Below are 11,594 nucleotides of genomic sequence, written 5' to 3'. Positions count from 1 at the left end.
TTGTGGAAAAAGAACGGTTTGGTTGGGAATGTAAGGACGAAAATGTAACTTTGCCATAACGAAAAACTTTATGCCTAAAGATACGAAAACTTTGGGTAATAACAAAGCCCGGGCTTGAGAAAGTCTGGGCTTTGCGCATAAAAAAAGGCTGTGTCAGCATTTTGACACAACCTCTTCTTATCAATTACTACACTCATCTCGGGTAGTTATAATACTTCATTGCTTCAATCCAATTCTCACCAACTCTGGAGAGAATGTCTTTAAAAGAATTTACAATCTTTTTTCCCATAATCTTAAAAATTAAACTGATACCCTGAAAACACTTTTTTCTTTATTTCTTGATGGTATATCCCATCATCAACATCTCATTACGACCTACCTCTGCGAGAATACGTCTGAATGAATCCATAATTTTCTTTCTCATAACCTTAAAAAACTAAACTAACATCTTGAAAACTGAAAACTACTTTCTCTCTTAAAAAGGGGGAATGAATGCTTAAAGCATTACATAACCCCAAATGTTCTTATCGGCTTCACCGAAATGTCTGAACAATTTTCTTAACTTTTTCATTTTGTTATCCTCCTAAAATCAATCTTGTTATTCTTAAAAATAACTTGTTATCCTATCATTTCTATGTTTTACAACACAAAAATAAGGCCTTTGTTCAAGATAGCAAGTGAAAACATATAGAAAAACATGTTTTAAAACATATTTCTTGACCTAAATCAATTTCCTGCAATATTACAGCAGCAAGCAAGGACTAAATGTCAGGAAAGCAAAGTAATTCTGACAGACCAGAATGAAAATGGCAGCAATAAAAAAAGCAGAGCGCAACTACACTCTGCTTTTACATTGTTATGTATAAAGAAAATTACTTTTCGGGAGTCTGTTCCAAAGTAGCAACCAAGAAGTCATAGAACTTCGTTACAGACGGGATATATGCACGTTCATCGGGCGAATGCGGTGAACGCAGCGTCGGTCCGAAAGAAATCATATCAAGTCCCGGACAGTTGGCGCCGATAATACCGCACTCCAAACCAGCATGAATCACCTTTACAGCCGGCTCTATACCGAATTGTTGCTTATAGGACAACGTCATGGCATGCAGAATCGGAGAATCCACATTGGGCTGCCAGCCGGAGTAACTGCCGCTCAGTTCTACTTTCATACCTGCCATAGAGAAACATGCAGTCAGGCTATCTGCCAGGAAATCTTTCATCGTATCGCAAGAGCTGCGAGCCAATATACGAACATCAGCCTTACCGCCGCCAATCGTTACAATGGCCAGATTGGAAGAAGTCTCCACTGTATCGGGAACAGTAGGAATCATACGCATAACCCCATTCTGACAAGCCATTAATACACTAATCATATTATCCTGAATTTCTTCGGGAACAATGGCAGCAGGCAAGTCCACGTTCTCCAGTTTCACAACAATGCCTTCTTCAATCGAGGTATATTCTTCATTAATCTGTACCTCATATTCCTTGATATAGTCTTCCAGTCCTTCAATGTCTTCGGGGTTAAATACCAATACGGCATGTGCCTCACGCGGAATGGCATTACGCATATTACCACCTTCAAAACTTGATAACTGACAATCGAACTCAATCAGCAAATCGTGTACGATACGTGTAAGCAATTTATTGGCATTGCCTCGTCCCTGATTGATTTCCAATCCGGAATGTCCGCCACGCAAACCTTTCAAAGTTATTCTACGAGCTACTAAATCAGTAGCAGGAGTCTCTTCCTTATATTCCAATGTAGCCGTAATATCAATACCGCCTGCGCAACCGATATAAAGTTCTCCTTCGTCCTCCGAATCAAGATTCAACAAGATCTCACCGTTTAGTGTACCCGGTTTCAAGCCGAATGCGCCATACATACCCGTTTCCTCATCCTTGGTTATCAACGCTTCCAACGGACCATGTTTCAGGTCTTTTGCCTCAAGTACAGCCATAATAGCGGCTACGCCCAATCCGTTGTCAGCTCCCAAAGTAGTACCTTTGGCCTTCACCCAATCACCGTCAATGTACGTTTCAATAGGGTCTTTAGTAAAATCATGAACCGTATCGTTGTTCTTCTGCGGCACCATGTCCATGTGTGCCTGCAGAATGACACCTTTTCGGTTTTCCATACCTGGTGTAGCAGGTTTACGGATAATGACATTGCCAACTTCGTCAACAAATGATTCCAAGCCCAGGCTTTTACCAAAATTTACCAAGAACTCAGTTATTCTCTCCATATGTCCGGAAGGACGGGGTATCTGAGTAAGCGAATAGAAATGCTTCCACACATTTTGTGGAGCTAACTGCAAGATTGTACTCATAATTATAAAAGTTGTTTTCGCAAATATAAGAGTTATTTTTCAATATCACTCTAATCGGAATTGCAAAAATCGGTAAAACCCCGTTCAATTTATACGAAGTCGCCGGGATAGAAACCTGCGTACCGGTTCATCATACAGTTTCAGACATAAGTAAGCCAAAACAACTGAACCCGCAACAAGTGCTACCGCACCCGGCAGAGACTGTATGAATGTAAGGTTCTCATTCTTAACCCAAGCATAATACAGATAGATAAAAGGATAATGCACCATATACAACGGATAGGATATATCTCCCAGAAACCTGCAAACCCGTGTCGTGACTTTATCCGTAGTCTTTCCCGAAGCCCCAAGACAGACTAACAAAGGGAATACAACGGCAAAGCATATAGTATCATACAAGCCATTCATCCATAAATGTTCACTGCCACCAATTCTGGGAATCGCCGATAAAACCACAATAGAGAAACTCCCTATCCAGAAAGCCCCTCGTACCTTGACAGGCTTGAATATACGTGACAACAATAATCCCGCCGGAAATGAGAACAGCAACCGTAAAGAACCACCTATTATATTTTCTTCCGTCAAAGCAAAGCCCACACATATATCGCCAAGCGGCCCCCAAAGAGCAAATATGGCCAGTCCGCAACCCGCTGACAACACCAATATGGAAAGGACTTTTGTAGAGAGCTTATGTAGAAAGAATGCATATAGAATATTGCCTATATATTCAAAAAACAAAGACCAACTCGGTCCGTTCAGAGGATACATTTCACCTACGCCTCGAATTTCCATACCGGGAGTTGCCGGAATCAGAAGAACATTCATTAGCGTAGCAATTATCAGCGCCACTACGGGCACCTGTGAAACATCCCAAACTGAACAGCCTTGAAAATAGAACATTACAGCTCCAATAAGCGCTCCGATAATGACCATAGGATGCAAACGAATAAACCGACGTTTAAGAAAGCCAGCAATGCGCATTGTTTTCCACCGATCATCATAAGCATAGCCAACAACGAATCCGGATAAAATAAAGAAAAAATCAACAGCCAAATATCCGTGATTAATCTTCTGGTCCAAATGGCTGGTAGCATAAGCCTCGAACAAGTGAAAACAGACAACTGTCAATGCCGCCACTCCACGTAGTCCGTCGAGTATGTTATAATGCGGCTTCGTATCTGCAAATGCAGATGATAAAGTATCAGACATATGGGTTATTTATGTGTTTATATTTCTGTGAAAGTATCAATTCAAGTCATTCATTTCGTACGGTTTACCAACGAAACATGTAGCCCGCCATAGATACCGAGCAACACAACCAGCAAGGTTTGAATGCCGTGCACTATCAGTGCAAAAGCACCAGCATCCGTAGCATTCACACCATAAAGCATCATCATGGTGATAACGGCAAAATGCCAGGGACCTGCCCCGTTGGGTGTAGGTACGATTACAGCAAACGTCCCGCCCACAAACATCACCATTGCTGCCTGAAAACCAAGATGTTCCGTAAAAGAGAAGCTGTAGAAAGTCAGATAGAAATGATAGAAATAGCATCCCCAAATAAGCAATGTATAGAGAATAAACAGCGGAATGTTCTTCACATTGCGGAGCGACATTACCCCCTCGCATACATTCAGCACAACTCCCTTCACTTTCTCAAAAAAAGAAAGCATCCGCATCAGATAGTACATAAGCACCAGCACGCCGATAACACAGAACAGGGAGACATAAAACCAGGGCGATGTCAACAGATGCATCAGCGAAGGAATTTTTGTACCCGTTTCCTGAAAGAAGCGGAGAAACACAGGCATCTGAGCCAGAAAGGTAAGTCCCGTAATCAAAAGAATACACAAGGTGTCCACCAACCGCTCGGTGACCACAGTTCCCAAAGATTTGGAAAACGATACATCATCATACTTAGCCAGAACACCGCAACGCGACACTTCACCCACACGAGGCAATATCAAATTGGTAGCATAGGAAATGAAAATGGCGTCCACGCAATCGCTCCTTTTAGGATAAGCCCCCAACGGTTCCAGCGTCTGTCGCCAGCGCCACCCGCGAAACACATGGCTCATTACGCCAAAAAACAATGAAAACAGCATCCACCCCCAGTCAGTGCCATGCAAAAGCAGTTCTTTCGCACGTTCAAAATCAAAATCACGATACACCCAATACAGGATAAAACCGCCCAAAAGAACGGGCAACACGATTTTCAATGTTTTTTTTATTATCTTATTCATCGTTTTCCCTTAAAATTCATCCGGCACGCGTCGTAATTTGTGATTTGTAACTCGTAATTCGCCGAAAAGGATTACCTTTGAACCGCAAAAGTAACGATTTAGTTGATACATGAGATTAGTTAAACCTAAAAAGTTTCTCGGCCAGCACTTTCTGAAAGACCTGAAAGTAGCACAGGACATTGCCGACACCGTAGACGCCTGTCCCAACCTTCCGATATTGGAAGTAGGACCGGGCATGGGAGTGCTGACCCAATTTCTCCTGCCCAAAGAGCGCACGGTAAAAGTTGTGGAAGTGGATTATGAATCGGTGGCCTATCTGCGGGAAGCCTACCCGCAACTGGAGGATAACATCATCGAAGACGACTTCCTGAAAATGAACCTGCAACGCCTGTTCGACGGACAGCCTTTCGTACTGACGGGCAATTATCCGTATAACATATCCAGCCAGATATTCTTCAAGATGCTGGATAACAAAGAACTGATACCGTGCTGTACGGGCATGATACAGAAAGAGGTTGCCGAGCGTATCGCAGCCGGTCCCGGCAGTAAGACATACGGCATTCTGAGTGTACTGATACAGGCTTGGTATCGGGTGGAATACCTCTTCACTGTAAGCGAACACGTGTTTAATCCTCCCCCAAAAGTAAAAAGCGCCGTTATTCGCATGATGCGCAATGACACGCAGCAATTGGGATGTGACGAAAAGCTGTTTAAACAAGTTGTAAAAACTACATTCAACCAACGCCGGAAAACCTTGCGTAATTCCATAAAACCGATACTCGGCAAAGAATGTCCGCTGACCGAAGACCCTCTCTTCAACAAACGCCCCGAGCAACTTTCCGTACAGGAGTTTATAGAATTGACCAATCAGGTGGAAACAGCATTGAAAGAGACGACAGAAAAATGATAAATTAACGGTTTCAGCCCTTAACGGTACACTATTACCAATACACTATGAGTTATGGAAATAGACGAAGAATACATAGATAAAGTCAAAAGCTTTATAGAGCAGAAAGACGCGGAAAACGTCAAGGCGCTTCTTATCGACCTGCATCCGGCAGATATTGCCGAACTGTGTAATGACCTCGCGCCCGAAGAGGCACGCTTCGTTTACCGTCTCCTCGACAACGAAACAGCCGCCGACGTACTGGTAGAAATGGACGAAGACGTCCGGAAAGAATTCCTGGAACTTCTGCCTTCGGAAACCATTGCCAAGCGGTTTGTGGATTATATGGATACGGACGATGCCGTAGACCTGATGCGTGACCTCGACGAGGAGAAAAAAGAAGAGGTACTGTCGCATATTGAGGATATAGAGCAGGCCGGAGACATCGTAGACCTCTTGAAGTACGATGAAGATACCGCCGGTGGTTTGATGGGTACGGAAATGGTAACCGTCAACGAGAACTGGAGTATGCCTGAATGCCTGAAAGAGATGCGCCTGCAAGCCGAACAGTTGGACGAAATCTACTACGTATATGTCATTGACGATGACGAACGGCTGCAAGGTGTATTCCCGCTAAAGAAAATGATAACCTCTCCTTCCGTCTCCAAAGTGAAGCATGTAATGAGGAAAGACCCCATTTCCGTCCATGTAGACACTCCCACAGACGAAGTGGTGCAGATTATCGAGAAATACGACTTGGTGGCAGTACCTGTTGTCGACAGCATAGGCCGCCTGGTAGGGCAGATTACCGTAGACGACGTCATGGACGAGGTTCGTGAGCAATCGGAACGCGACTATCAGTTGGCATCCGGTTTGTCACAGGATGTGGAGACGGACGACAACGTCATGCGCCAGACTTCCGCACGCCTGCCGTGGTTGCTTATCGGTATGCTGGGCGGTATCGGCAACTCCATGATATTGGGTAATTTTGACGCTACCTTCGCCGCACATCCCGAAATGGCGCTGTACATCCCTCTGATTGGCGGTACAGGCGGAAATGTAGGAACCCAATCCTCTGCAATTATCGTACAGGGACTTGCCAACAGTTCTTTGGATACCAAAGACACATTCAAGCAAATCGCCAAGGAATCCGTAGTGGCGGCAATCAATGCAACCATCATATCCTTGCTGGTGTACATATACAATTTTGTACGGTTCGGCGGTACGGCCACAGTTACCTACTCGGTATCCATCAGTCTGTTCGCCGTTGTCATGTTCGCTTCCATTTTCGGAACATTGGTACCCATGACACTCGAAAAGCTGAAAGTGGACCCGGCCATTGCCACAGGACCGTTCATATCCATCACCAACGACATTATCGGCATGATGATGTATATGGGCATCACCGTACTATTGGCCTGAAACGGCTAAATCGAAAAAAAACGATGAAAAAAGTATGAAGTAATCATTTTATTTCATTAATTTGTAACCTAATGTAACCCGAACGGGATATCCCGTTTCTAAAAAGTAAATACAAATGACGGACACTCATGACACTAATCTCCCCGACAAGCCGGTGGAATTAGAAGAAGACAAAAAAACAGCAGAGGTTTCTGAGCCGGCAACAACAGAAACTCCCGCTGAGGTAACCTTGACTGACAAGCCGGCCGAATCAGTTCAAAAACTCACTAAAGAAGAGATTCTGAACAAGCTTAAAGCGATTGCTGCAGATGTAGAGAATGCTGCCAAATCGGAGATAGACAGTTTGAAACAGGCTTTCTACAAACTACATAACTCAGAGCAGGAAGCCGCCAAGAAGCTGTTCGTTGAGAATGGGGGAGCTATTGAAGAGTTCGTTCCACAAGCCGATACATTGGAAGAGGAATTCAAGAATACCATGTCCGTCATCAAGGAAAAAAGAAACGCACTCAATGCAGAGCAGGAAAAACAGAAAGAGCTCAACCTGCAAATCAAGCTTTCCATCATTGAAGAACTGAAAGAGTTGGTGGAATCTCCGGAAGACGCCAACAAGAACTATACGGAATTCAAGAAATTGCAACAGCAATGGAATGAGGTTAAAATCGTGCCGCAAGCCAGGATTAACGAGCTGTGGAAGAACTACCAGCTGTATGTCGAAAAGTTCTACGACCTTTTAAAACTGAACAACGAATTCCGTGAATATGACTTCAAGAAGAATCTTGAAATCAAGAACCACCTTTGCGAAGCCGCCGAGAAACTGGCAGACGAAGCGGATGTTGTTTCCGCTTTCCACCAATTGCAGAAACTGCATCAGGAATTCCGCGATACAGGACCGGTAGCCAAAGAGCTGCGCGATGAAATATGGGCACGCTTCAAAGCAGCTTCTACTACTGTGAACCGCCGTCACCAGCAGCATTTTGAAGTCCTGAAAGAGACCGAGCAACATAATCTCGACCAAAAGACCGTAATTTGCGAAATCATCGAGGCCATTGACTACAGCGAACTTACCAACTTCGCTTCCTGGGAAAACAAAACCCAGGAAATCATCGCTTTGCAAAATAAATGGAAGACCATCGGTTTTGCTCCGCAAAAGATGAACGTGAAGATATTCGAACGTTTCCGCAAAGCTTGTGACGAGTTCTTCCAGAAGAAAGGGGAATTCTTCAAATCCCTGAAAGAAGGCATGAACGGGAATCTTGAAAAGAAACGTGCCTTATGCGAAAAAGCAGAGGCCCTGAAAGACAGTACCGACTGGAAAGCAACAGCTGACGAACTGACCAAACTCCAGAAAGAGTGGAAAACGGTAGGTCCCGTTGCCAAGAAATATTCGGATGCTATCTGGAAACGGTTCATCTCCGCCTGCGATTACTTCTTTGAACAGAAAAACAAGGCAACTTCCTCACAACGTTCCGTTGAACAGGAGAATCTGGAAAAGAAGAAAGCCATTATCGAAAAGCTGACAGCCATTGACGAAACAATGGATGTGGAAGAAGCCACCCAACAGGTCCGCGAACTTATGAAAGAGTGGAACGGCATAGGACATGTACCATTCAAAGAAAAAGACAAAATTTACAAACAATACCACGGCCGGATAGACAAGCTGTTTGAACACTTCAACATCAGTGCTTCCAACAAGAAGCTGAGTAATTTCAAATCGTCCATCAGCAGTATCCAGGAAGGCAGCCCGCAAGCCCTTTATCGTGAACGGGACAAACTGGTACGCGCCTGCGAAAACATGAAAAACGAATTGCAGACTTACGAAAACAACTTAGGCTTCCTGACGGCTTCGTCCAAGAAAGGCAACAGCCTCCTGACCGAACTTAACCGTAAAGTCGAGAAGTTGAAAGGTGACATAGAGCTGGTTAAACAGAAAATCAAGGTGATTGACAATTCAATCAACGAAGCGGAATAATTTTTCTCACCTAATAATATGAGGTTATGCCAAAAGGATAAAAGGCTTTTGACATAACCTCTTTTTTATCTAAATCTAATCTCACTGCTGAATTATGAAAAAAATTCTGACTTTAGGAATCGTGCTGCTGACTGTAAACAGTCTGCTACCGGCACAAGAAATCACATTCTCAGAAACCAAATTCAATTGGGGAACCATCCGGGAACAAGACGGGAATGTCAGCCATGACTTCCGGTTCGTAAACACCGGCGACAAACCTCTCACTATCAAAAACATCATTACCGGCTGCGGATGCACCTCGTCCGAATGGACTGAAAAAGCTTATCAACCCGGTGAGGAAGGCATAATACGGTTGGTCTATCACCCGCAAGGCAGAACAGAAAACGACATCAACCTCGTAGCCGAAATATATACTAACAGAGCAGCCAAAGGAGTAGTTACCCTGGAAATGGCGGGAGAGATAAAACGTGAGGCCCCTTCCTATTCCACCCGCTATAATCCCGCCAACGGAAAGCGAAGCCAAAGCCCAACCTATATTCCACAAGATGAATATGAACAGATACTTGAACGGATACGCGAAGAACTGTATGCTAAAACCACCACACAGCAAGCAGACCGAGCAACGGAAAAATTACTGCGCTCCATGCTTCCGGAAGGTAAATGGAGCGACCTCGATTATGCCTGCTTTTTCCGTACCAACTGGGAACCGGTAGAGCACCTGAAACGTTTGGTTACAATAGCCGCCTCATATACCGACAAGCAATCACGTTATTACGGTAACGAGGTATTATACAATGCAATCAGAGATGCCCTGCAGTATTGGGTGAAACAAGACCCTACCTGTTTCAACTGGTGGTATAACCAGATTTCCGTTCCGCAAACACAAGCCTCGCTCCTTGCTCTGATGGATGCGGGACAAAAGAAACTTCCGTCCGAAATCCGTATGCCTATTTTAAAAGCAATGGGCGAACGCAGCGACCCACGCAAATGGACCGGCGCCAATAAAATGGACATTGCCATTCATCATTTAATAAGAGGTTGCCTGTTGAAGAATGACAGTATTGTGCGTGTCAATGCCGATGAAATATTCTATCCCGTACAAATCGTTGCAAACGAAGGCATACAGGAAGACTTGTCTTATCACCAGCACGGGCCGCAACTTTACATCGGCGGATACGGAACAGTGTTCGTTGACAACATAGTCCGCATGGGCAATATCCTCAACGGTACAAAATATGCCATGAATCCGGAGAAACTCACCTTGTTTTCCAACTTTATCCGTAATACCTACTTCAATGTATTCCGAAGCAGGTATCTGGACTTCAGTGTAACAGGCAGAGGTGTCAGCCGCAAAGGAACATTGGATTACGGGGATTGCGCAGCCCTGTTCAGAAACCTGCAGGCCCTTGATGCCAAACATGCCGGCGAATATGCAGACATTGCCCGCCGTTTCCTCACCCGGGAAGCATCGTATCAGCGTTCGGACAAGAATACAATGTATCATTGCTCAGACTATATGCTACACAACCGGCAAAATTACGACTTTTCCGTACGCACCTCTTCAACACGCACCAACAAGACCGAAAGCGGTAACGGTGAAAATCTATACGGGACCTATATGAGTGACGGCGCCACCAATATTCGTGTCAACGGCAATGAGTATGCCGACATCTTCCCCGTCTGGGAGTGGGACAGAATACCGGGAACCACCTTGCCTGCAGGCGAAAAGCGCAATCCCGTTGACTGGGGAAGCAAAGGAACCTGCACATTCACAGGGGGAGTGTCCGACGGGAAATACGGTGTAATGACTTTCAAGATGGATGACTATGGTGTAAAAGCTCAAAAATCATGGTTTATGTTCGACAACGAAGTGGTTTGCTTAGGCAGCGGAATCGGTTCAAATGTTCCGACAGACATCGTTACCACCGTCAATCAATGCCATCTGGATGGAAATGTATGGATAAATACGGGAAAAACGCTCCGGCAAGCAACCCAAGGAGAATTTGCTTTTGAGCAGGCTCCGCAATGGATCTGGCATGACAGCATCGCCTATCTCTTCCCTCAGGGAAACAATATAAAGCTAAAGATGGACAGACAAAAAGGCAACTGGGCAAAAATCAATTTCAATTATCCTGCTACGGAAATCAGCATGCCGATATTCAATCTGGTCATTAATCACGGACAATCTCCCCGAAACGCATCTTACGCATATATCGTTGTACCGGGAATCAACCATCCGGAAAAAATGGAAACATACTCCTGCCGTCATCTGAAAATAGAACGGAATGATACGGAAATACAAGCCGTCAATAATCGGAAATCGGGAATTCTGCAAATCGTATTCTTCAAGCCCGGCACTTTCGACAATGAAGAAATAAAGGTAAAAGCCCTGAAGCCCTGTGTTGTACAAATAAAGAGAAGCAAAGGCAAGGTGACGGATATGCAGATTGCCGATCCGCAAAATCAAGAAAAGCTAAAGCCGGGGGTAGATGTGATAATCTTATAATAATAAGCATATAAAAAGTGGTTGTGTCAAAACGAACTCGCTGATATTCTTGTTTTGACACAACCACCGATTCGACCACCGAGTTTTCAAACTGAACCCGAATACCGATTATGAAAAATGGGTCAATGTAAAAACCTGAGGGGTAAATTTATAAATTGTTATCTTTGTCTCCCAATTCATAGCTTATGGAGTTAAACGGTTATCGCCTTCTTCTTCCTGAAGGCACTTTAGATTACTT

The 11,594-nt window shown here is 44.3% G+C and carries 7 protein-coding genes; 4 read left to right on the top strand and 3 right to left on the bottom strand.

Annotated features, from left to right (window positions below; translation table 11 throughout):
• Window positions 1–872 precede the first annotated feature (872 nt).
• The 3 genes from H8S52_RS18820 to H8S52_RS18810 all read right to left on the bottom strand — a co-directional run bounded on the left by H8S52_RS18820 (window position 873) and on the right by H8S52_RS18810 (window position 4,573).
• Window positions 873–2,330, bottom strand: coding sequence for an aminoacyl-histidine dipeptidase (locus tag H8S52_RS18820; RefSeq protein ID WP_117985738.1), 1,458 nt, complete (start codon window positions 2,328–2,330; stop codon window positions 873–875).
• Between the two features lie 84 nt (window positions 2,331–2,414).
• Window positions 2,415–3,539: an acyltransferase gene (locus H8S52_RS18815; RefSeq protein ID WP_117985737.1), complete on the bottom strand. Its 1,125-nt coding sequence runs from the start codon at window positions 3,537–3,539 to the stop codon at window positions 2,415–2,417.
• 50 nt (window positions 3,540–3,589) lie between these two features.
• On the bottom strand, window positions 3,590–4,573 hold the full coding sequence (locus tag H8S52_RS18810) for a lysylphosphatidylglycerol synthase transmembrane domain-containing protein (protein WP_117985736.1): 984 nt from the start codon (window positions 4,571–4,573) through the stop codon (window positions 3,590–3,592).
• A gap of 109 nt (window positions 4,574–4,682) precedes the next feature.
• Here H8S52_RS18810 and rsmA point away from each other — a divergent pair, with 109 nt between their 5' ends.
• The 4 genes from rsmA to H8S52_RS18790 all read left to right on the top strand — a co-directional run bounded on the left by rsmA (window position 4,683) and on the right by H8S52_RS18790 (window position 11,356).
• Complete coding sequence (gene rsmA / locus H8S52_RS18805) at window positions 4,683–5,480, top strand: 16S rRNA (adenine(1518)-N(6)/adenine(1519)-N(6))-dimethyltransferase RsmA (protein WP_117985735.1); 798 nt, start codon at window positions 4,683–4,685, stop codon at window positions 5,478–5,480.
• A 54-nt stretch (window positions 5,481–5,534) separates the two neighbouring features.
• Complete coding sequence (gene mgtE, locus H8S52_RS18800; RefSeq protein ID WP_016661921.1) at window positions 5,535–6,881, top strand: magnesium transporter; 1,347 nt, start codon at window positions 5,535–5,537, stop codon at window positions 6,879–6,881.
• Between the two features lie 115 nt (window positions 6,882–6,996).
• A complete protein-coding gene (locus H8S52_RS18795; RefSeq protein WP_186910370.1) occupies window positions 6,997–8,850 on the top strand; it encodes a DUF349 domain-containing protein in 1,854 nt (617 codons plus the stop codon).
• A 94-nt stretch (window positions 8,851–8,944) separates the two neighbouring features.
• A complete protein-coding gene (locus H8S52_RS18790; RefSeq protein WP_117985734.1) occupies window positions 8,945–11,356 on the top strand; it encodes a polysaccharide lyase family 8 super-sandwich domain-containing protein in 2,412 nt (803 codons plus the stop codon).
• The last annotated feature ends 238 nt before the right edge of the window (window positions 11,357–11,594 follow it).

Source organism: Bacteroides sp. NSJ-48, from assembly GCF_014287405.1.
Classification (GTDB): domain Bacteria; phylum Bacteroidota; class Bacteroidia; order Bacteroidales; family Bacteroidaceae; genus Bacteroides; species Bacteroides stercoris.
The sequence above is the reverse complement of the archived record's forward strand: the minus strand, read 5'-3'. Positions and strand labels throughout refer to the sequence as shown.

What these genes read in the sequence shown, in the direction of transcription:
- H8S52_RS18820 (WP_117985738.1), bottom strand. Translation starts at nt 2,330, where the DNA reads ATGAGTACAATCTTGCAGTTAGCTCCACAAAATGTGTGGAAGCATTTC.
- H8S52_RS18815 (WP_117985737.1), bottom strand. Translation starts at nt 3,539, where the DNA reads ATGTCTGATACTTTATCATCTGCATTTGCAGATACGAAGCCGCATTAT.
- H8S52_RS18810 (WP_117985736.1), bottom strand. Translation starts at nt 4,573, where the DNA reads ATGAATAAGATAATAAAAAAAACATTGAAAATCGTGTTGCCCGTTCTT.
- rsmA (WP_117985735.1), top strand. Translation starts at nt 4,683, where the DNA reads ATGAGATTAGTTAAACCTAAAAAGTTTCTCGGCCAGCACTTTCTGAAA.
- mgtE (WP_016661921.1), top strand. Translation starts at nt 5,535, where the DNA reads ATGGAAATAGACGAAGAATACATAGATAAAGTCAAAAGCTTTATAGAG.
- H8S52_RS18795 (WP_186910370.1), top strand. Translation starts at nt 6,997, where the DNA reads ATGACGGACACTCATGACACTAATCTCCCCGACAAGCCGGTGGAATTA.
- H8S52_RS18790 (WP_117985734.1), top strand. Translation starts at nt 8,945, where the DNA reads ATGAAAAAAATTCTGACTTTAGGAATCGTGCTGCTGACTGTAAACAGT.